The organism is Streptomyces sp. 3MP-14, assembly GCF_006334905.2.
GTDB classification, from domain to species: Bacteria; Actinomycetota; Actinomycetes; order Streptomycetales; family Streptomycetaceae; genus Streptomyces; species Streptomyces triticirhizae.
Map to the genome: position 1 here is coordinate 181,898 of NZ_VDLZ02000002.1, position 20,865 is coordinate 202,762.

Below are 20,865 nucleotides of genomic sequence, written 5' to 3' on the forward strand. Positions count from 1 at the left end.
GCGACCACAAGCGTCATGACAGCCCACGCCACCACGACCAGCACACCCACCGAGACGACCCCCGTGGGCGCGCCCCGCGCCATCCCCGAGTTGGCGGAGAACTTCACCTGGGGCGTCGCCACCTCCGCCTACCAGATCGAGGGCGCGACCGACGCCGACGGCCGCACCCCCTCCATCTGGGACACCTTCTGCCGGGTGCCCGGCGCGGTGGTGAACGCCGACAACGGCGACACCGCCTGCGACCACTACCGGCTGATGCCCGAGGACGTGAAGCTGATCGCCGGCCTCGGCGTCGACAGCTACCGCTTCTCGCTGGCCTGGCCCCGCATCCAGCCCGGCGGCAAGGGGCCGGTCAACGCGAAGGGCATCGCGTTCTACGACCGGCTCGTCGACACCCTGCTGGAGCACGGCATCACCCCGTGGGCCACCCTCTACCACTGGGACCTGCCCCAGGAGCTTGAGGACGCCGGCGGCTGGCCGGAGCGGGACACCGCTTACCGGTTCGCCGAGTACGCCGAGCTGACCTACCGGGCGCTGGGCGACCGGGTGGTCAACTGGACCACCCTCAACGAGCCCTGGTGCTCGGCCATGTTGGGCTACCACGAGGGCATCCACGCCCCCGGTCGGAAGAACTTCTCCGACGCCCTGCACGCCGTGCACCACCTGCTGCTCGGCCACGGCCTGGCCGCCCAGCGGATGCGGGCGGCGGCGGCCGAGGCCGACAACGAGCTGAGCCTGGGCATCGTGCTCAACCTCGGCCACGGCAGCCCCGCCAGCGACGACGAGCGGGACCGGGAGGCCGCGCGCCGCTCCGACGCGCTGGGCACCCGGCTCTACCTGGACGCCCTGGTGCACGGCCGCTACCCCGAGGACCTGCTCGCCGAACTCCCCGCGCACGGCGTCGAGTTGCCCGTCCAGGACGGCGACCTGGCGACCATCGCGCAGCCGTTGGACCTGCTGGGCGTCAACTACTACACCAGCCACCAGTTCGCCGGCACCGACGAGGAGGGCGCCACCACCGACGAGCGGGGCCTGCCGGTGGTGCGGATGGTGCCCTTCGGCCTGCCGCGCACCGCGATGGACTGGGAGATCGTGCCCTCCGGGCTCACCAGGCTGCTGCTGCGGCTGCACCGCGAGTACGGGGTGCCGCTGGTGATCACCGAGAACGGCGCCGCCTTCGACGACCGGGTCGCCGAGGACGGCGCGGTGCCGGACGCCGACCGCGTCGGCTACCTCGCCAGCCACCTGGCGGCCGTCGCCGAGGCCAGGGCCCAGGGGGCCGACGTGCGCGGCTACTTCGCCTGGTCCCTCTTCGACAACTTCGAGTGGGCCGAGGGCTACGAGAAGCGGTTCGGCATCGTCCGGGTGGACTACGACACCCAGAAGCGCACCGTCAAGGACAGCGGCGCCTGGTACCGGGACACCGTCCGCCTCACCCGGGGCGGCTAGCCGGCCGCGCCACCAGACCACATCTCCCAGGGAAACGGCGGGGGCGAACGTTCGGCCACCTCGAACGTCCGCCCCCGCCGGCCTGTTCTCCTACCGGAACGTCAGCCCGCCACCTCGGAGCGGTCGTCGCCCCAGAGCGTGTGGAAGCTGCCCGGCCGGTCCACCCGCAGATAGGTGTGGGCGCCGAAGTAGTCCCGCTGACCCTGGATCAGCGCGGCCGGCAGCCGGTCGGCGCGCAGCGCGTCGTAGTACGCCAGCGCCGCCGAGAAGCCCGGCGCCGGAACGCCCAACTCCGTCGCGCGCGCCACCACATGGCGCCAGGAGTTCTGCGCCGAGCCCAGGTCCTCGGCGAACAGCTCGTCCGTCAGCAGCGTCACCGGCGCCTCGCCCTCGCCGAACGCCCGGCGGATGCCGTTGAGGAACCGCGCCCTGATGATGCAGCCGCCGCGCCAGATCGCGGCCACCGACGCCAGGTCGATGTCCCAGCCGTACTCCTCGCTGCCGGCCTGGATCAGCTGCCAGCCCTGCGCGTAGGCCACGATCTTCGAGGCGTACAGCGCCTGTTCCACCTGGTCGGCGAAGCGCGCCGCGTCGTCCGGGTGCAGCTCCGGGCGGTCGGGCCCGGGCAGCGAACGGGCCGCCTTCCGCAGCTCCGCGTGGCCCGACAGGCCCCGCGCGAAGACCGCCTCGGCGATGCCGGAGACCGGAACGCCCAGGTCGAGCGCCGTCTGCACCGTCCAACGCCCGGTGCCCTTCTGCTCGGCCTGGTCCAGGACCACGTCCACGAACGGCTTGCCCGTCGCGGCGTCCCGGTGCGCCAGCACCTGGGCGGTGATCTCGATCAGATACGAGTCCAGCCGCCCCTCGTTCCAGGTGCGGAAGATCTCCGCGATCCGCTCCGGCTCGTAGCCGGCGACCCGGCGCAGCAGGTCGTACGCCTCCGCGATCAGCTGCATGTCGGCGTACTCGATGCCGTTGTGCACCATCTTCACGAAGTGCCCCGCGCCGTCCGGGCCGATGTGCGCGCAGCACGGCTCGCCGTCCACCTGGGCCGCGATGCTCTCCAGCAGCGGGCCCAGCGCCTCGTAGGACTCGCGCGAGCCGCCCGGCATGATGCTCGGCCCGTGCAGCGCGCCCTCCTCACCGCCGGAGATGCCGCAGCCGACGAAGTGCAGCCCGCGTTCCTTCAAGGCCGCCTCCCGGCGGCGGGTGTCCTCGAAGTGCGCGTTGCCCCCGTCCATGATCATGTCGCCGGGCTCCAGCAGCGGAGCGAACTCGTCGATCACCGCGTCGGTGGGCGCGCCCGCCTTCACCATCACCACGATCCGCCGCGGCCGCTCCAGCGAGGCGACGAACTCCTCCGCCGACTCGGCCGGCACGAATGTGCCCTCGTGGCCGAACTCCTTCACCAACTCCCGCGTCCTGCTGGCCGTTCGGTTGTGCACCGCCACCGTGTGGCCATGACGCGCGAGGTTCCGGGCGAGGTTGCGGCCCATCACCGCCAGCCCCGTGACCCCGATCTGGGCCTGCCCAGCCATCTTCAATCAACTCCCATAGTGGAATGGTCACCGACCGGATGGGCCCGGTCGGGACGGAACGCTCGGCCGCGCCCCGGCCGTGCTGGGCGACGCGGCGCTGGTGGTGCCGCTTCGCCCGCCCGGGGCGCGGAGTGGCCGCCTCACATCTCCTCGTGGTGGTCGGGATCGCCGCCCAACCGCCGGTGTGGGCGGTCGGCGACGGCGGCCATCTCCTCGGCGTCGAGCGAGAATCCGAAGATATCGATGTTGCCCCTTCGGCGCTCGGGGTCGGCCGACTTCGGGATCGGCACCGCCGACAGTTGCAGGTGCCAGCGCAGGATCACCTGCGCCGGGCTCACCCCGTGCGCCCGGGCGATCTCCCCGATCCGCTCGTCCCGCAGCAGGTCGCTGCCGCGCCCGAGCGGGCTCCAGCTCTCGGTGACGATGCCCGCGCGGGCGTGGAAGGCGCGCGCCTCGTCCTGCGGCAGCAGCGGGTGCAGCTCGATCTGGTTGACCGCCGGCACCACGCCGGTCTCCTCGCGCAGCCGCGTCAGCTGCGCCGGCGTGAAGTTGGAGACGCCCACCGAGCGCACCAGCCCCTCGTCCCGCAGCTTGACCATCGCGCGCCAGGAGTCGACATAGCGATCCACGCTCGGGTTGGGCCAGTGGATCAGATACAGGTCGACATACTCCAGGCCCAGCCGGGACCTGGACTCCTCGAACGAGGCCAGCGTCTCCTCGTAGCCGTGGTGGCGGCCCGGCAGCTTGGTGGTGACGACGAGTTCCGCGCGCGGCAGGCCCGAGGCGGCGATGCCGCGCCCGACGCCGGTCTCGTTGCGGTAGTTGACGGCCGTGTCGATCAGTCGGTAGCCCTGCTGGATCGCGTCGGCGACGGAACGTTCGGCCTCGGCGTCGCTCAGCGGATAGGTGCCGAAGCCCACGGCGGGCAACGGGTGGTCGTCGTTGAGGGTGTGGTGGGGGGCGGCCGGCACTGCTCCTCCTCCGGTAGGCGATCTCGCCAGGGTAGCCAGGGCGCCGCCCCGAACGCGGCCCGCCATGCCCCGGCCGGCCGTCACGTCAGGCGTGCGACAGGCCGAACGACACCAGGAAGCCGCAGACCAGGATCAGGCCGATCGCCAGCTGCGCGTCGTCGAACGCCTCCGGGATCATGGTGTCGGCGACCATCGCCAGGATGGCCCCGGCCGCCACCGCCGTCGCCGCCGCGACCACCGCCTCGGGAAAGCCGCCCAACACCGCGTAGCCCAGCAGCGCCGAGAGCGCGCTGACCGCCGCGATGGAGCCCCAGACCCCGAAGACATAGCGGGCGCCCCGGCCGGAGCGCCGCATCCCCGCCGCGCTGGACAGGCCCTCGGGCACGTTGCTCAGGAACACCGCGACCACCGTCACCATCGAGACCGCCCCGCCGTCCAGCAGGCTCACCCCGATCGCGGCCGTCTCCGGCACCCCGTCCAGCAGCGCGCCCAACGCCAACGCCAGCCCGGAACCGCCCTGTTGGGACTCCGACGGCTGGCGCTGGCCCGCGTTGTGCCCGGACCGCTTGCGGTGCCGGGCGCCACGCCGGGCCAGCCAGGCGTTGCCCAGCGTGTAGGCGCCAGCGCCCAGCAGGGTTCCGACCACAGCCGGCGCCATCCCCGACTCCTCGAACGCAGCGCCCACCAGCTCGAACGCGACGGCCGAGAGCAGCACGCCCGAGCCGAAGGCCATCACGGCGGCGATCAGCCACTTCGGCACCCGCAGCCCGTAGCCGACCCCGGCGCCCAGCAGCAGCGCCGAGCCGGCGACCAGGCCCCACAGGCCGGCCAGCACGATCTCCCACATGCCGCCTGCCTACCGCGCCGGCCGGCCGGATCGGGGGAGGCGGCGCACGGCACGCGTGTCCGGGGCGGCGTGTCCGCGCCCCGACGCGTTGATGACAAGGTCATGACGAAACGGTGGCAACGCGCGTCAACCGCGTTCCGTGGGAAGAATCCTTTCGTCCAACGCCCGCACCGCCACGCGGCGTTACCCGACCGAGGAGAGTCCCCCCACATGCCTCCCACCCACCTCCGCCGCGCGCTCGCCGTCTCGGCGACCGCCGCCGCGCTCACCGTTCCCCTGCTCGGCGCCGCGCCGGCCGAGCCCGCCGCGCGCGTTGCTTCCGCCGCGCCCGTCGTCCCGGTTGTCCCGGCCGTGCCCGTTGTCCCGGCCGACGTGGTCGACGACTACTACGCCGACGCCGAGGGGCTGACCGGCGAGCCGCTGAAGCAGGCGCTCCACGAGATCATCAGCACCGACGTCACCACCCTCACGTACTCCCAGGTCTGGGACGCCCTCAAGGTCACCGACCGCGACCCGGCCGACCCCGACAGCGTGATCCTGCTCTACACCGGCCTCTCCCGCGACGCCGACGCCAACGGCGGCAACGTCGGCCAGTGGAACCGCGAGCACGTCTGGCCGCAGTCCCACGGCGACTTCGGCACCTCGCCCGGGCCCGGCACCGACCTGCACCACCTGCGGCCCAGCGACGTCCAGGTCAACAGCGACCGGGGCAACAAGGACTTCGACGAGGGCGGCACCGAGTCCCCGCGCGCCCCCGGCAACTACACCGACGCCGACTCCTGGGAGCCCAGGGACGAGGTCAAGGGCGACATCGCCCGGATGGCCCTCTACATGGCCGTCCGCTGGGAGGGCGGCGACGGCTTCGCCGACCTGGAGGTCAACGACTCCACGGGCAACGGCTCGGTGCCCTACCTCGGCCGGCTCTCCACCCTGCTCGACTGGCACGCCCAGGACCCGCCGAGCGCGGCCGAGGAGGCCCGCAACGCCACGGTCTTCGAGGACTTCCAGGGCAACCGCAACCCGTTCGTCGACCACCCCGAGTGGGTCGAGGAGATCTGGTAACGCGCGGAGATCCGTCGGCGCGTCGGGTGTTTGCTGGCGCGCCGACGCCCGGCGGCGCGTGGGTGTGCTGGTGACGCGCCGGGCCGCCGGCCAGGTCAGCGGGGCGATGGCGCAGACTGGGGCCATGGAACTCCAGATCACCGCCACCGACCCGGAGCACCCCACCACGCTGCTCGACCTGCCGTGGGACGTCCCGCTGGTGGACTGGCCAGAGGAACACCTGGTCTCGCTGCCCCGGGGCATCTCCCGGCACGTCGTGCGCTTCGCGCGCGCCGGCGGCGAGGTGTTCGCGGTCAAGGAGGTGGGGGAGTGGGCGGCGGTCCGCGAGTACGAGCTGCTGCGCGACCTCGACCGGCTTGAGGTGCCGTCCGTCGACCCGGTGGCCGTGGTCACCGGCCGAACGGACGCCCTGGGCGGGCCCCTTGAGCCGGTGCTCATCACCCGCCAGCTCAAGGGCTCGCTGCCCTACCGTTCCATGTTCGAGACCACCATGCGGCCGACCACCATCAAGCGGCTGCTGGACGCCCTCGCGGTGCTGCTGGTCCGGCTGCACCTGGACGGCTTCGCCTGGGGCGACTGCTCGCTGTCCAACACACTCTTCCGCCGCGACGCCGGCGCCTACGCCGCCTATCTGGTGGACGCCGAGACCGGACAGATCCAGCCACGGCTGAGCCGGGGCCAGCGGGAGTACGACCTGGAGGTCGCCCGCGTGAACATCGCCGGCGAACTGATGGACCTGGAGGCCGGCGGCTCGCTCCACCCCTCGGTCGACCCGGTGCTCTTCGGCGAGGAGATCGTCACCCGCTACGGCGAGCTGTGGCACGAGCTGACCCGCACCTCGGTCTACCCCAGGGACAAGAAGCACTACATCGACCGGCGGATCAGGCGGCTCAACGAACTCGGCTTCGACGTGGCCGAGATGCAGATCCAACGCTCGCCCGACGGCGACCACGTCACGTTTCTGCCCAAGGTCGTGGACGCCGGCCACCACCAGCGGCAGCTGCTGCGGCTGACCGGCCTCGACGCCGAGGAGAACCAGGCGCGCAGCCTGCTGAACGACCTGGAGACCTGGATGGCGGGCCAGGACGACTACGCCCCCGGCGACCCGCTCGGCGCCCGGCCCGAGGTGCTGGCCCACCGCTGGGTGCGCGACGTGTTCCGGCCGGCGGTGCGCGGCGTGCCGCACGAGCTGCGCGAGGGCATCGACACCGCGCAGATCTATCACGAGCTGCTGGAACACCGGTTGACGCTCTCCGAGCGGGCCCAGCGGGACGTGGGCATGGACATCGCGATAGAGGACTACGTGACGAACATCCTTCCCAACCGTCCGGCGGGTGAGCCGGTCCTCGACGGGGAGGAGTGACCGGAGCGGCGTGCCGCTGCGTGGGGCGTGGGGCGTGGGGCGTGGGGCGCGGTGCGCGCTGCGTGGCGCGTGGGGCGCCGGGGCCCTGGGGGCCCCGAGCGCCGGGGCCTTCGGGTGCGGGCCGGTGGCCGGTGCGGGGCAGCCCGACTGGTCGTTTGTTGGTCGACGAGGCTTGTTGTGGGGGGTTGGGGTTCTGGCGCGGGCTACTACGCCGGGCCTAGATGGCGCACGATCGGCCGGGTGCGGGCGTAACGAATGACCGCAAGGGGCTGGCTGGGAGGGGGGCGCGGCTTCCAGGAGGTGGGGTTTGTTGTCGTGGGGGTGGTGGGTGATGGCGGTGCGTGCCTTCCGGGCGCGGGGACTGCGGCTTGTTCGGGGGTCGGTTGGCCGCTGGGGGCGTGCGTGGCGCGCACCGGCTTCGCCGGCCTGCCCCGGCATGTCGCCCGTCTTGGACGTGACCGATCGTCGGACGACTGAAAGGGACGGTGCCGGTTGTTCTGGTCGGCGGCCGGTGGGTGGTGGCTTCGGTTAACGACCACGCTGCCGCGCGAACATCGCCTGCCGTCTTGGTAGTCCGCGCGCCGCCGACTCCCGAAGGCGGGCGTGCCGGGGTGGGGGACTCTTTTTCTAGGTGCCCGTTTGGAAGTGAACAGATCGTTCAACGACCCGCGATATCCCCGACACCGCTCCGGGTCCTCAACGGGCGCGTCGCGCGCGCAGCGGCGGGCCCCGGCTCGGCGGAGCGCGCCCCGCGTGCATCTCGCTCGCGCGCGGCCGGCGCCCAGCGCCTCCGCCCTCGCGCACCCTCACCCACGCGCCCTGCCTCCGTCCCGCGCTTCTCGCGGCCGCCGCCTTCGCTCACGCACCCCCGCCCGCGCGGCCGGCGCCCGCCTCCGCCTCGGCGCCTCGCGCGGCCGCGTGCTTTCCGTCCGCGCACCTCAGCCCGCACGGCCGGCGCTTCCTCTCGCGAGCGCTCCGACCCCGCACCTCACGCGGCCGAGTGCCTTCCGCCCGCGCGGCGCAGCCGGCGTGCACCCGCTCCCGCGCGGCCGCAGCCGGCGTGCACCCGCTCCCGCGCGGCCAGCGCTCCAGCGCACCCGCACCTCGCGCGGCCAGCCCCCCGCGCTCCCGCGCGGCCAGCACGCCGCGCGCAGCGCGGCGGCGGCGCGTCCGCCCAAAGCCCAGCGGCAGCGTCCAGCACCCGTCTTGACACCGCCATGACGAGGAGTCAGGCTCCCTGCGGTGGGACCGCTCCCATGGGCAACGGGAGTTGCCTCCCGCCACCCGGCACGGGCTAGTCGTGGCGTCCGAGGCGAGGGCCCCGGCGCGAGGAGGACCGCATGGGCAGATTCCGGAAGTCGACCCGTTCCCGCTGGGGGACCGCCGTGGCGGCGGCCCTGCCGCTCGTCCTGCTCGCGGGGTGCTCGACCAGCGGCGGCAGCGAGGGCGGGCGTTCGGACGACGGCACGGTCACCATCACCATGGGCCTCTTCGGCGTCATGGGCTTCGAGGAGACCGGCATCCTGGAGCGGTACGAGGAGGAGAACCCCGGCATCGAGATCGAGGCCGAGGTCGCCGGCGACGAACAGACCTACTACACCGCGCTCCAGACCCATCTCGCCGCCGGCAGCGGCCTGAAGGACATTCAGGGCATCGAGATCGGCCGCGCCAAGGAGATCGTCGACACCCAGGCGGACAGCTTCGCCGACTTCTCCGGGATGTCCGGGACCGATCACTTCCTGCCCTGGAAGCTTAACCAGATGACCACGCCCGACGGTCAGGTGCTCGGACTCGGCACCGATATCGGGCCGATGGCGGTCTGTTACCGCCGGGACATGTTTGAGGCGGCCGGGCTGCCCACCGACCGGGAGGACGTGGCCGCGCTCTGGGCGGGCGACTGGTCGAAGTACGTCGAGGTCGGCGAGACGTTCATGGCCAACTCGCCCGACCCCGACCTGTCCTACATGGACAGCTCGACGGGTCTGTTCAACGCCATGGTCTACGGCAGCTCCGAGCAGTTCTACAACGCCGAGGGCGACCTGATCTACGACGAGAACCCGGTGGTGCTCGACGCCTGGGACCTCGCCTCGCGGGCCGCGACCTCCGGGATGACGGCGGCCCTGCGCCAGTACCAGCCGGAGTGGGACCCCGGCCTGGCCAACAGCACCTTCGCGACGGCCGTCTGCCCGGCGTGGATGCTCGCCCACATCAGCGAGAAGGCCGGCCCGGACAACGCCGGCAACTGGGACATCGCGCGGGCGCCCCAGGGCGCCAACTGGGGCGGCAGCTTCCTGTCCGTGGTGGAGGACAGCCCGGTGCGGGACGAGGCGATGGACCTGGTGGCCTGGCTCACCGCCCCGGAGCAACAGGAGTACATCTTCCAGGAGTTGGGCAACTTCCCGTCCTCCGAGCAGGCCATCGAGTCGGAGGGGGTCACCACGACGTCCTCCGCCTACTTCAACGACGCCCCGATCGGTGAGATCTTCGGCGCCGCCGCCCAGGAGATCCCCGACGAGCAGGTGCTCGGACGCAAGGACGGCACGATCAAGGACGCCTTCACCCAGGGCCTCCAACTGATCGAGTCCCAGGGCAGAAGCCCGGAGGACGCCTGGACCGCCACCGAGGAGAACATCGCCCGCGCCGTCGGCTAGCACCACGGCGACCAAGGTTCGCCCCCGGGGGCCGGCGCACGGCCCCCGGGGACCAGGGACCCGGGCGACCCGGGCCCCGGCCACCCAGGAAAGGACCAGCCAGCCGTGGCCACCCGCACTCCGGCGCCCCCGGCCAGCCAACGGCGGCGGCGCTGGCGCGACCTGCCGCACCGTCTCGATCTGCGCGTCGCGCCCTACGCCTTCATCGCCCCGTTCTTCGTCATCTTCGCCGCCTTCAGCGCCTACCCGCTGATCTTCACCTTCTGGGTCTCCCTGCACCGGGTCGAGCTGGCCACGATGGACCGGATGGAGTGGCTCAGGTTCGACAACTACACCGCGCTGTGGAACGACGACCGCTTCTGGAACGCGCTGGCCAACACGTTCACCATCGGCGTGATCTCCACCGTTCCCCAGCTGCTGATGGCCCTGGGCCTGGCCCATCTGCTCAACTACAAGCTGCGCGGCTCGGCGTTCTTCCGGGTCGCGGCGCTGACGCCGTACGCCACCTCGGTGGGCGCGGCGGCGCTGGTGTTCACCATGCTGTTCGAGCGTGACTTCGGAATGATCAACTGGGGTCTTGGCCTGTTCGGCTTCGACAACATCGACTGGGAGAGCCGCAAGTGGCCCGCCCAGATCGCCATCTCCTGCATGGTGATCTGGCGGTGGACCGGCTACAACGCGCTGCTCTACCTGGCCGCGATGCAGGCCATCCCGCGTGAGCGCTACGAGGCGGCGGCCATCGACGGGGCCTCGCGCTGGCAGCAGTTCCTGCGGGTCACCGTCCCCGGCATCCGGCCGACCATCGTCTTCACCATCGTGCTGTCCACCATCGGCGCCACCCAACTCTTCGGCGAGCCGCTGATCTTCGGGCAGGGCGTCAACGGGATCACCGGCGGCGCGGACAACCAGTACCAGACGCTGGGCCTGTTGCTCTACGAGGAGGGCTGGCGCAACTACCAGATGGGCCGGGCCGCGACCGTGGCCTGGGCGATGTTCCTGCTGCTGATCCTTCTCTTCGTGCTGCACCGCGTGCTGCGGCGCGTGCTGTCCCGCCGAGCCTGACTGGAGCGTCGCCGACGATGACCACGCAGATTCTCAAGGACGCCGAGGGGCGCGCGGAAGCGGAACGCGCGCCCGACGACGGGAGTGCGCGCCGGCGTTCGCGCTTCCGGCCGGGCGCCGGGCGGCAGCACCACGGCGGCCCGGTGGCCTATGTGCTGCTGGGGCTGGCCGCCCTGCTCTCGCTCTTCCCGCTCTACTGGACCATGGTGGCCGCCTCCACCGACAACACCCGCGTCACCCAGAGCCCGCCGCCGTTCCTGCCCGGGCCCAACCTGTTCACCAACCTCAAGGCCGCCTGGCAGGACGCCGGCCTGGGCGCGGCCATGGCCAACAGCCTGGTGGTGGCCACGGTGATCGCCACCTCCACCGTCCTGTTCGCGACGCTGGCCGGCTTCGCGTTCGCCAAGCTGCGCTTCCGGGGCCGCAACATCCTGCTGATGCTGGTGATCGGCACCATGATGGTGCCGCCCCAACTCGGCGTCGTCCCGCTGTTCATGCTGATGAGCGACCTGGGCCTGGGGGGCTCGCTGCCCTCGGTGATCTTCCCGACGCTGGTCAGCGCCGTGGGCGTGTTCTTCATGCGGCAGTACCTGGCCGACGCGCTGCCCGACGAACTGGTGGAGGCGGCCCGGGTGGACGGCGCGCACGCGCTGCGGATCTTCTGGTCCGTGGTGCTCCCGGTAGCCAGGCCGGCGATGGCGGTGCTGTTCATGATCACGTTTGTGCACGCCTGGAACGACTTCTTCTGGCCCTATATCGCGCTGGACGACGCCAACCTCACCGTTCCCGTCGCCCTGACCCGGCTGAGCGCCGGCTATGTGCGCGACCAGTCGGTGATCATGGCGGGCGCGCTGCTGGGCACGCTCCCGCTGCTGCTGATGTTCGTCGTCTTCGGCCGGCAGATCGTCGGCGGCATCATGCAGGGCGCGGTCAAGGGCTGAACCGGGCACGGCACCTGAGGGCGCGGCCGGCGGCCCCGGCTCAGCCGGCCGCGCCCGAGGGCAGGCCCGCCGTCAGCAGCAGCCCCATCTCCAACGCGGCGACCAGCAGCACGGTGGGGAACGCCAGCCGCACCCCGCCGCGCCCGCTGCCCAGCCACAGCAGCCCGGCGACCGTTGTCAGCGCGGCCGCCGCCAGCGCCAACAGGCCCAGCGCGCCCCCGAGTCGGGCCGCCCCGGCCAGCGCCAGCGCCGAGCCCAGCAGCGCCAGCGCCGCCGCCACCCGGCTGCCGGCCGCGCCCAGCCGGTGCGGCAGGCCGCGCACCCCGACCCGGGCGTCGTCCGCCAGGTCGGGGAGCGTGTTGACGAAGTGCGCCGCACACCCCAGCAGCGCGCCGGAGACCACCAGCCACGGCGGGGGCGCCGGGGAGCCGGGCAGCGCGAACGTGACCACGCCCGGCAGCAGCCCGAAGGAGACCAGATAGGGCAGCACCGACCAGGCCGTGGCCTTGACGCCCAGGTCGTAGACCCACGCCGAGACCAGCGCCAACAGGTGGGCCAGCGCGGCCCTGCGGCCGCAGAGCGCGGTCAGCCCCGTCGCCAGCAGCGCCGAGCCGAGCACCATCCCGGCCACCGAGGCCGGCGCGAGCCGCCCCTGCGCCACCGGCTTGGCGAGCCGGCCGGCGCGCGCGTCCCTGGCCGCGTCCACCAGGTCGTTGAGCCAGCCCACCGAGAGCTGCCCGGCGAACACGGCCAACGCCACCAGCGCGGCGGAGCCGGGCGAGTGGCCCATGCTCACCGCCAGACAGACCGTCAACCCGGTGACCACCAGCACCGGAACGGGGTGCGCCGCCCGCGCCCAGGCCCGGGCCGCCGAAGGGGCCCGTCCCGGCGGCCCGCCCGTTTCCCGCTCCCACCCGTGCCCCCCGTGGCTGTCCGTGCGCACCCGCATCGCCTCGCCTTCCTTCCTGGCTGTCCTGGCTGACCTGGCTGTCCGTTGGCTGTCGTCCGGCACCGGGCCGGTGAGCTGGCGTACCTTCGCCTACCGTGTCGCGTCGTTCGCGCGGCGACGCCGGGGCGTTCCCCGGCATCCCACCCCGGACGAGTGTCGGGCCGTTCACCCGGACCGGGTAGGGCGCGCAACGGGCGTCGCGCGCCCCCGGACACCCTGGCGGACCCCGCACGGCGGCGCCGCCTAGGCTGGACGCGCCCGCGCGCCCCAGCCGGGGGAACGCCCGCTCGGTGGGCGTGCGAGGCGGCCGAACGGGGGACCGGCCCGGCCGCCACACCGGGGCGGGCGCGCCGGGGCGGACAACCGGGGACAACCGGGAGAACGGGAGAACGCGTGGCCTATCGGGCGATACCCGCTCAGTACCTGGATGGCTATGCCGAGATCCTGGCCGAGGTGGCGACCACCGGCCGCCGGCTGACCCGCGCCGAGGTGCACGAGCTGCGGGAGTTGGGGGAGCGGGCGGCGCGCGAGGGACTGGGGCTGCGCGAGGTGATCCGGGCGCACCTGGCCCTGGCCAGGGCCGCCTGGCCCGACCTCCCCGGCGCCAGCGACGCCTCCGGCGCCCGCCGGGTGCGCTCGGCCGCGACCTGTGTGCTGGCCGCGTCCGAGCAGGCCGTGGACGCGCTGGCCGAGGGCTACGAACGGGCCCAGCTGGTCGCGGTGCGCCGGGACGAGGCGGCCCGCCGGGAGTTCATCGACGACCTGCTGCACGGCCGCAGCGACCTGGGCGACCTGTCGGCGCGCGCCGAGCGCTTCGGCCTCCAACTGGCCCACACCCACACGGTCGCCGTCGCCAGGGGCGACCAACCCCACGACGACACCGACCCGTTGACCCGCCGCGTCGAGACCGCGCTGACCACCCGCTTCGGCCCGCGCCGGGTGCTGCTCACCACCAAGGACGCCCGGCTGGTCTGCGTCGCCCCCGGCCACCAGCCCGATGTCGTCGACTACTTCGCCGAACAGGCGCGCGTCGCCCTGGCCATGGAGGGCACCACCGAACGCGGCTGCCGGGTCGCCATCGGCCGGGCCCACCCGGGCCCCGGCGGCGTGGTGCAGTCCTACGAGGAGGCGCTGAGCGCCCTGGAACTGGCCGACCGGCTGCGCCTGGAGCCGGTGGTGCTGCGCGCCGCCGAGCTGTTGGTCTTCCCCGTGCTCACCCGGGACCGGCACGCCATGGCCGACCTGGTGAACACCGTGCTCGGCCCGCTGCGCGGGGCGCGCGGCGGCGCGGGGGAGCTGGTGCGGACGCTGAACGCCTACTTCGACGCGGGCTGTGTCGCGGCGGAGGCGGCCCGCCGACTCTCGCTGAGCGTGCGGGCGTTCACCTACCGGCTGAAGCGGATAGAGCAGCTCACCGGCGCCGACCCCGCCGACTCGTTCCAGCGCTACACCCTCCAGACGGCGGTGATCGGCGCCCGGCTGCTGGGCTGGCCCGAGCAGGAGTTGTGAGCCAGGGGCCCGCCCGGCGGACGCCCGGGTGCCCCGGCGGCCCTGACCGCCGAGGCACCCTCGACCCGATGGGCGAGGCCGCTCAACTCCCTGCCCGTCCGGCCTGGTTGGCGCGACCCCGAGCCCGGCCAGCGCCGGCGCCCGGCCCCCCGGCCGGATGCGCCGCCGCCGTCGGACGCCCGCGTCACCGAAACCCCCGGCCGGCCCCGGGGCGAGGCATCCCCCCGCTCGCCCCTCGGCCTTCTCGCGTTCGGTCACGCCCGGGCGTCCGGCCCGGCCGGGCCGCCCCCTCGCGGGGCCGCGCCCTTCCCCCCTCGCCGACGCTCGCGGGCCTCGGCGGCACCAGCGGTGGGCCCGGCCCGGCCCCCCGGCGCGCGTCGGGCCCACCCGCGGTGACGGACGGTGGAGCCTCCCGGACGCGACGTCGCCGTCGCACACCCCGCCGGGAGTTCCGCCGTGGTGGGATGTCCGAGGCCGTCATGCCGACATCGGGCAACCACCCCGGGAGCCTTCGCTCCCGCTGCCACCGCTTCCTGCTGGTGACTCGATGATGCCATTCCTGAGATGCGATTTTCATTGCCTGAACCCGGCAATCTTAACGCTTCTTTAATGCCAGTCACGTGAAGTGTGGGCGCGTTCACCCAGCTCGCACGCCCCCCGCGTCACTCCGGCTCCGTCACGCAACTCCGTTCCCGCCGCGAGGTGTTGACGGCCCATGGGGGCGCCTCTATGTTCCGTTCGGGCACCTGAGCGACGTTCGACATATCGGACAACGGCGGGGCGTCCCTCGGTGCGAGACCAGAAGCAGGGACAACTTCGGGAGACCGCATGGCAAGCAAGAGACTCAGGACGGGTCTCACCACGGGAGCGCTGATCGCCGGCGCGCTCGTCGTGGCTCCACCCACGGTGGCCGACCCCGCCGTGGCGGAGACCGACTACACCCTCTCCGTCGACGCGGGCGCCACCGGCCCCACCATCGAGGAGACGATGTACGGCGTCTTCTTCGAGGACATCAACCACGCGGCCGACGGCGGACTCTACGCCGAACTGATCCAGAACCGCTCCTTCGAGTTCACCACCCAGGACAACGCCTCCTACACCCCGCTCACCGGGTGGCGCGAGGTCTCAGCCGGCGCGAGCGGCACCGCCGAGGTGGTCGACGACGACGGCCGGCTCAACGAGAACAACCGCAACTACCTGCGGCTGGCCCTCAACGGAGACGGCGGCTCGGCCGACGCCGGCTTCGGCCTCGCCAACGCCGGCTGGGGCGGCATCGCCCTCACCGAGGGCGCCGGCTACGACTTCTCCGTCTGGGCCAGGACCGACCAGGCCGCCACCCCCCTCACCGTCACCCTGCGGGACGAGCATGGCGCCGCGCTCGCCGCCCCGTTGACCGTCGAGGTCACCTCGGGGGAGTGGACCAGATACCAGGGCACCCTCACCGCCGACGCCACCACCGACGCCGGCCAGGTCGAGGTCGTCGCCGGCGGCGCCGGCACCGTCGCCCTCGACATGGTGTCGCTCTTCCCCCAGGACACCTTCCGCGACCGCCCCAACGGCCTGCGCCCCGACCTCGCCCAGGCCGTCGCCGACCTGGAGCCGAGCTTCGTCCGCTTCCCCGGCGGCTGCATCGTCAACACCGGCACCCACGAGGCGTACGAGGCACCCGACTACCCGAGGGAGCGCTCCTTCCAGTGGAAGGAGACCGTGGGACCCGTCGAGGAGCGGCCCACCAACCACAACTTCTGGGGCTACAACCAGTCCTACGGGCTCGGGTACTTCGAGTACTTCCAGTTCAGCGAGGACATCGGCGCCATGCCGCTGCCCGTGCTCCCCGCCCTGGTCACCGGCTGCGGCGAGAACCAGCACACCGACGACCCCGAGCTGCTCCAGCGCCACATCCAGGACGCCCTCGACCTGATCGAGTTCGCCAACGGCCCCACCGACTCCACCTGGGGCGGCCTGCGCGCCGAGATGGGCCACCCCGAGCCGTTCGGCCTCACCCACGTCGCCATCGGCAACGAGGAGAACCTCGCCGAGGAGTTCTACGCCAACTTCGAGCAGTTCCGCGCCGCCATCGAGGCCGAGTACCCCGAGATCACCGTCGTCAGCAACTCCGGCCCCGGCTCCAGCGGCCCGCTCTTCGACGACCTGTGGCGGCTCAACACCGAGGGCGGCGTCGACATGGTCGACGAGCACTACTACAACGACCCGACCTGGTTCCTGGAGAACAACGACCGCTACGACTCCTACGACCGCGAGGGCCCCGACGTCTTCCTGGGCGAGTACGCCTCCCGGGACAACACCTTCTACAACGCGCTCGCCGAGGCGTCCTTCCTCACCGGCCTGGAGCGCAACGCCGACGTGGTGAAGATGGCCTCCTACGCGCCGCTCTTCGCCATGGAGGACAGCTACCAGTGGCACCCCGACCTCATCTGGTTCAACAACCGTGAGTCCTGGCCGTCGGCCAGCTACGAGGTGCAGAAGCTGTTCAGCGTCAACCGGGGCCACGAGGTCGTTCCCAGCCAGGCCAGCACGACCCCGATCGAACAGGAGCCCATCAGCGGCGGCATCGGCCTGGGCACCTGGCTGACCAGCGCCACCTACGACGACGTCGAGGTCACCTCGGCCGACGGCGAGACCCTCTTCGCCGACGACTTCTCCGGCGGCGCCGACCGCTGGAGCGGCAACGGCAACGGGAGTTGGCAGATCGTCGACGGCGCCTACGCCCAGACCGACGCCGGCGTGGAGGACGCCCTGGTCATCGCGGGCGACACCGGCTGGACCGACTACGACCTGAAGCTCACCGCCACCAAGCAGTCCGGCGAGGAGGGCTTCCTGATCGCCTTCGGCGTGCAGGACACCGGCAACTACTACTGGTGGAACCTGGGCGGTTGGGGCAACACCCGCTCGGCCGTGGAGCGCGGCGTCAACGGCGCCAGGAGCCCGGTGCTGGAGGGCGACACCACCACCATCGAGGAGGGTCGCGCCTACGACATCGAGGTCCAGGTGCGCGGGCGCGAGGTCACCCTGCTGCTCGACGGGCAGGAGTGGGGCAGCTTCACCGACGACGCGGTCGCCGAACCGTTCCGCCAGGTGGTCACCCGCGACCAGGAGACCGGCGAGCTGATCGTCAAGGTGGTCAACGCCCAGGACGACGCAGCCCGCACCGCCATCGACCTCGGGAACGAGGTCCAGGTCGGCGACACGGCCGAGGTCACCGTGCTCCAGGGCGACCCGGAGGCGGTCAACACCCGCACCGAGCGGCCGATCCAGCCGGAGACCTCGACGTTCGAGGGCGTGGCCAACGCGTTCAGCTACACCTTCCCGCCGAACTCGGTCACCTTCCTGCGGATACCGACCGAACCGTGACCGAGCCGTAGGAGGCGTAGGAGCCCGAGGACCCGGCTCGTTCGCCGCCGGGCCGCGCCGGCCGGGCATGGTCAACCGCCCGGCCGGCGCGGCGAGTTGGTACTCGTCCCCGGTTGATCCGTCCGCCGACGGATCAACCGGGGACGACATCTGGTGGACGCCGGTCCGCTGGCCTATGGTTCCGTTCGAGCGTGAATGGGAGCGCTCCCAGGGGTCGTTGTCCACCAAGGGCCGCCGCCCCGCCACCGATCCGGCCTCAGCTATCGAGCGGAGTTCCCCATGACCCCCCGCACCGCCACCTCCCGGCGCCTGGCCACGGCGCTCGCCGCCGCAGGACTGCTCGCCTCGGCCACCGCGACGGCCGCCGCCTGCCCCACGCCGGACCCGGAGCTCGACTGCGCCACCGATCAGCGGGAGTTCCTCTTCTGCGAGGACTTCGAGCTGCTGCCGCCCGGCGAGGTCACCGAGGCGAGCTGGGGCGTCGACACCCGCGACGGGGCCCTCACCGTGGTGGCGGACGAGCGGGCCGAGGACGGCCAGGCCCTCGCCGTGCACACCGAGGGCAACGGCCACGCGTTCCTGACCGTCGAGGACTTCGAGGCGCCGGGGAACAGTTTCTACGGGCGGATGGACCTCTTCGTCGCCGAGTTCCCGACCGAGCCCGACTGGGCGCACTTCACCCTGGTCGAGGCGGCCGGCGAGGGCGACGGCACGCTGGTGCGGCCGATCGGCGGCCAGTACGTGCCCGAGGTGGGCGACGGGGTCGCGCTGTGGGGCGTCGGTTCCGACGGCGGGCCCACCGGGGACTGGACGGACTGGCGGGAGTCGGCCCCGGCCGAGGCGGGGCGCTGGACCTGCGTGGAGTGGCGCCAGGACGCGTCCGACAACCGGGTCGACGTCTGGCTGGACGGCGAACACCAGCCCGACCTGACCGTCACCACCACCCAACACGGCGGCGAGCAGGTCGACTTCGTCTTCCCCGAGTTCGACACGGTGCGCGTTGGCTGGCAGCTCTACCAGGCCGACCCGTACCCGACCTCCTACGACCTGCTGCTGGACGACGTGGTGCTGGCCAAGGAGCGGGTCGGCTGCGAGGGCTGACGCGGCCCCTCGGGGCGGCGGGGTCGCCGGGCCGGCGGGGCCGCGCGCCTGCCGGCGTGGTGCGGTGCGCTGTGATGCGGCGCGGGGGCGCCGGGCGGTGCCCGGGTGGCCCGGCTCAGCCGTCGCCGAGGCGGGCCAGGACGGCGGCCAGGTCCTCCTTGGCGCGGTCCAGCGCCGGCCGGTAGACGGGGAGCACGCGGGTCAACTCCGTGTAGATCCGCACCCCGTCGCTGGCCAGCCGGCGGGTCTCCGCCCGGTGGTCGAGCCCGACGCAGCCGGGCAGCACCGCGCCGCGAAACCGGCGCCGCTCCCGGACGAAGGGCAACGGCTCCTCGTCCGCCACCGTCCACCGCCGCTTCTCCCTGGCCAACACCGCCGGATAGTCCGCCATCAGGCGGGCCATCAGCAGCCGGGACGACGCGGCGCCGGCGATCCGCTCGTCGGCCGGAACGGGCGCCTCGTCGCCTGGCGCCACCCGGGGCAGCTGCTCCGGCGCGCCGGAGAGCGTCGGGCCGATCGACTCGGACACGCCCCGGCTGGGGTCGGCCAGGTGCGCGGCGGCCAGCCCGGTGCGGGCGTGCAGGGTGGCGAACCTGCGCGACCTGGCCGCCTCGATCACCGGAACGCCCTCGCGGGTCAGGGCGCCGAGCGCGAAGAGAACGGGCGTGAGGTCGGTGCGCGACGCCGACCCGGCCGCGTTCTCCGCGCGGCGCAGCAGGGTGCGGTGGAGCAGGAACGCGTTGATCCCGCGCTGGTAGACCATCCCCGCGCGGGTGGTCCGCCCGGCCTCCCGCAGGTCCCTGGCCCGCTGCCAGGCGTCGAGCGCCTCCGTCAGATGGCGGGTGGTGTCGCGTGCCATGGTCCGTCCGTCCCTGGTTCTCGCGGGGGCCGTCGCCGGGGGAACGTCGGGCGGCGGGCCGGGCGTTCCCGTGCCCCACGGCCCGCCGTGCCCGACGGCCGCCGTGCGTGCCCGCTCACGGTACCGGGAACCGCCACGATCGGGAGATGTCCGACATGTGGGCGTGGTTCGCCGCCATCTGGGGGGAGTTGTCGACCAACGCGGCGAGTTGGCGTGCCGTGACGGTGAGTTGGGGCGGGGATTCCCCGGTGTTCGTCTCAGGGTAGCGTCCCCGGGGCGTTCGGCGCGCGGTTTCAGCCCTTCCCGTTGGGGCGGGCCACCAGAGCGAAGCGGTGGCAGCTCACCTCCAGCGGCCGGCCCGCGCGCATCGCGCGGTGCAGCTCCCGCAGCGGGGCGTCGTACCGCGCCACGTCGAAGTCCGGGACATGCCACGGGGTGAGCCGCAGAAAGAGCACCAAAGCGCCGATGTCCGGCAGCCGTTCGGGAACCCGGGCCTCCGCCGACCAGTCCACGGTCCAGCCGGCGTCCACCAGCTCCCGGCTGGCCGAGTCCCGACAGAAGTCGTGGTAGGCGTGCTCGGGAGCGCCCAGGGCCTCGTTGATCTCCGCCAGGTCCAGGCCGCCCACCTGCTGGGTGACGAACACCCCGTCGTCGGTGAGCACCCGGCGCAGCTCGTCGGGGTGGTAGGCGGTGTGCCGGCTGATCACCAGGTCGAACGAACCGTCGGGGAACGGCAGTTCGCCGCCCGCACCGTCTCCGCCGCCTCCGCCGTCGTCGTCTCGCTCGTCGAGCGCCGCGACCTCGACGCCCAGCGGTTCCAGTCGGCGCCTGGCCACCGGGACGTTGGGCGGATAGCCCTCGGTCGCCGCCGTCCGCGCGGGCAGCGGCGCCAGCGAGGAGAGGAACTCCCCGCCGCCGGTGCCCAGGTCCAGCAGCGAGGTCACCCGGGGTAGCCGCTCGCGCACCAGGGCCTCGTAGCTCCAGGGCAGCTCGTCCTCGGGGTCCGTCAGGCGCCCGTGCCACGGGCGGAAGTCCCACCCCTCGAACGGCGTCGTCAGGCCCTCGGCCACCAGCTCCGCATAGCCGTCGTCGTCGGTTCGCTCCTCGCTCATCCCCCCATCCTGCGGCGGCCGTTGACCGCCGCTCAACGCGTTATCGGGTACCGTCCCCCCGTCCGCGCCGGCCTACCGT

At 72.9% G+C, this 20,865-nt stretch carries 15 protein-coding genes; 9 read left to right on the top strand and 6 right to left on the bottom strand.

All coding sequences use genetic code 11. The features are described 5' to 3' along the window. The first annotated feature begins 15 nt into the window (after nt 1–15). On the top strand, nt 16–1,449 hold the full coding sequence (locus tag FH609_RS03235) for a GH1 family beta-glucosidase (protein ID WP_139673684.1): 1,434 nt from the start codon (nt 16–18) through the stop codon (nt 1,447–1,449). Between the two features lie 101 nt (nt 1,450–1,550). Here the strand turns inward: FH609_RS03235 and gndA are convergent, their stop codons facing one another. From gndA to FH609_RS03250, 3 genes are all read right to left on the bottom strand, one after another. Further along, nucleotides 1,551–2,987, bottom strand: a complete 1,437-nt coding sequence (gene gndA, locus FH609_RS03240) for an NADP-dependent phosphogluconate dehydrogenase (protein ID WP_139673687.1) — start codon at nt 2,985–2,987, stop codon at nt 1,551–1,553. 140 nt (nt 2,988–3,127) lie between these two features. Continuing rightward, nucleotides 3,128–3,958, bottom strand: coding sequence for an aldo/keto reductase (locus FH609_RS03245; RefSeq protein ID WP_139673690.1), 831 nt, complete (start codon nt 3,956–3,958; stop codon nt 3,128–3,130). An 85-nt stretch (nt 3,959–4,043) separates the two neighbouring features. Further along, nucleotides 4,044–4,805, bottom strand: a complete 762-nt coding sequence (locus FH609_RS03250; RefSeq protein ID WP_139673694.1) for a ZIP family metal transporter — start codon at nt 4,803–4,805, stop codon at nt 4,044–4,046. A gap of 210 nt (nt 4,806–5,015) precedes the next feature. Between FH609_RS03250 and FH609_RS03255 the strand changes: the two genes are divergently transcribed. From FH609_RS03255 to FH609_RS03275, 5 genes are all read left to right on the top strand, one after another. Next, the gene (locus FH609_RS03255; RefSeq protein WP_139673696.1) at nt 5,016–5,867 is read left to right on the top strand and encodes an endonuclease I family protein; all 852 of its coding nucleotides are present in this window, start codon (nt 5,016–5,018) and stop codon (nt 5,865–5,867) included. 124 nt (nt 5,868–5,991) lie between these two features. Continuing rightward, the gene (locus FH609_RS03260) at nt 5,992–7,230 is read left to right on the top strand and encodes a DUF4032 domain-containing protein (protein WP_139673699.1); all 1,239 of its coding nucleotides are present in this window, start codon (nt 5,992–5,994) and stop codon (nt 7,228–7,230) included. A 1,340-nt stretch (nt 7,231–8,570) separates the two neighbouring features. After that, complete coding sequence (locus FH609_RS03265; RefSeq protein WP_139673702.1) at nt 8,571–9,881, top strand: ABC transporter substrate-binding protein; 1,311 nt, start codon at nt 8,571–8,573, stop codon at nt 9,879–9,881. A 105-nt stretch (nt 9,882–9,986) separates the two neighbouring features. Further along, nucleotides 9,987–10,943, top strand: a complete 957-nt coding sequence (locus tag FH609_RS03270; RefSeq protein ID WP_139673705.1) for a carbohydrate ABC transporter permease — start codon at nt 9,987–9,989, stop codon at nt 10,941–10,943. Nucleotides 10,944–10,960: 17 nt separating this feature from the next. Then, entirely contained in the window at nt 10,961–11,884 is a 924-nt protein-coding gene (locus FH609_RS03275) for a carbohydrate ABC transporter permease (RefSeq protein WP_139673708.1), read from the top strand. 40 nt (nt 11,885–11,924) lie between these two features. On the opposite strand, the gene FH609_RS03280 is transcribed toward FH609_RS03275, so the two are convergent. Continuing rightward, entirely contained in the window at nt 11,925–12,833 is a 909-nt protein-coding gene (locus FH609_RS03280) for a UbiA family prenyltransferase (protein ID WP_139673712.1), read from the bottom strand. Between the two features lie 393 nt (nt 12,834–13,226). On the opposite strand from FH609_RS03280, the gene FH609_RS03285 reads away from it, so the two are divergent. The 3 genes from FH609_RS03285 (at nt 13,227) to FH609_RS03295 (ending at nt 18,815) form a co-directional block, all read left to right on the top strand. Continuing rightward, entirely contained in the window at nt 13,227–14,342 is a 1,116-nt protein-coding gene (locus tag FH609_RS03285) for a PucR family transcriptional regulator (protein WP_139673715.1), read from the top strand. Between the two features lie 828 nt (nt 14,343–15,170). After that, the gene (locus FH609_RS03290) at nt 15,171–17,714 is read left to right on the top strand and encodes an alpha-L-arabinofuranosidase C-terminal domain-containing protein (RefSeq protein ID WP_139673718.1); all 2,544 of its coding nucleotides are present in this window, start codon (nt 15,171–15,173) and stop codon (nt 17,712–17,714) included. 279 nt (nt 17,715–17,993) lie between these two features. Then, on the top strand, nt 17,994–18,815 hold the full coding sequence (locus tag FH609_RS03295) for a hypothetical protein (RefSeq protein WP_139673721.1): 822 nt from the start codon (nt 17,994–17,996) through the stop codon (nt 18,813–18,815). A 115-nt stretch (nt 18,816–18,930) separates the two neighbouring features. On the opposite strand, the gene FH609_RS03300 is transcribed toward FH609_RS03295, so the two are convergent. After that, complete coding sequence (locus FH609_RS03300) at nt 18,931–19,674, bottom strand: hypothetical protein (RefSeq protein WP_139673723.1); 744 nt, start codon at nt 19,672–19,674, stop codon at nt 18,931–18,933. 293 nt (nt 19,675–19,967) lie between these two features. Next, on the bottom strand, nt 19,968–20,786 hold the full coding sequence (locus tag FH609_RS03305) for a class I SAM-dependent methyltransferase (RefSeq protein ID WP_139673725.1): 819 nt from the start codon (nt 20,784–20,786) through the stop codon (nt 19,968–19,970). Nucleotides 20,787–20,865 lie beyond the last annotated feature (79 nt).

What these genes read in the sequence shown, in the direction of transcription:
- FH609_RS03290 (WP_139673718.1), top strand. Translation starts at nt 15,171, where the DNA reads ATGGCAAGCAAGAGACTCAGGACGGGTCTCACCACGGGAGCGCTGATC.
- FH609_RS03305 (WP_139673725.1), bottom strand. Translation starts at nt 20,786, where the DNA reads ATGAGCGAGGAGCGAACCGACGACGACGGCTATGCGGAGCTGGTGGCC.
- FH609_RS03275 (WP_139673708.1), top strand. Translation starts at nt 10,961, where the DNA reads ATGACCACGCAGATTCTCAAGGACGCCGAGGGGCGCGCGGAAGCGGAA.
- FH609_RS03265 (WP_139673702.1), top strand. Translation starts at nt 8,571, where the DNA reads ATGGGCAGATTCCGGAAGTCGACCCGTTCCCGCTGGGGGACCGCCGTG.
- FH609_RS03250 (WP_139673694.1), bottom strand. Translation starts at nt 4,805, where the DNA reads ATGTGGGAGATCGTGCTGGCCGGCCTGTGGGGCCTGGTCGCCGGCTCG.
- FH609_RS03295 (WP_139673721.1), top strand. Translation starts at nt 17,994, where the DNA reads ATGACCCCCCGCACCGCCACCTCCCGGCGCCTGGCCACGGCGCTCGCC.
- FH609_RS03255 (WP_139673696.1), top strand. Translation starts at nt 5,016, where the DNA reads ATGCCTCCCACCCACCTCCGCCGCGCGCTCGCCGTCTCGGCGACCGCC.
- gndA (WP_139673687.1), bottom strand. Translation starts at nt 2,987, where the DNA reads ATGGCTGGGCAGGCCCAGATCGGGGTCACGGGGCTGGCGGTGATGGGC.
- FH609_RS03235 (WP_139673684.1), top strand. Translation starts at nt 16, where the DNA reads ATGACAGCCCACGCCACCACGACCAGCACACCCACCGAGACGACCCCC.
- FH609_RS03280 (WP_139673712.1), bottom strand. Translation starts at nt 12,833, where the DNA reads ATGCGGGTGCGCACGGACAGCCACGGGGGGCACGGGTGGGAGCGGGAA.
- FH609_RS03300 (WP_139673723.1), bottom strand. Translation starts at nt 19,674, where the DNA reads ATGGCACGCGACACCACCCGCCATCTGACGGAGGCGCTCGACGCCTGG.
- FH609_RS03260 (WP_139673699.1), top strand. Translation starts at nt 5,992, where the DNA reads ATGGAACTCCAGATCACCGCCACCGACCCGGAGCACCCCACCACGCTG.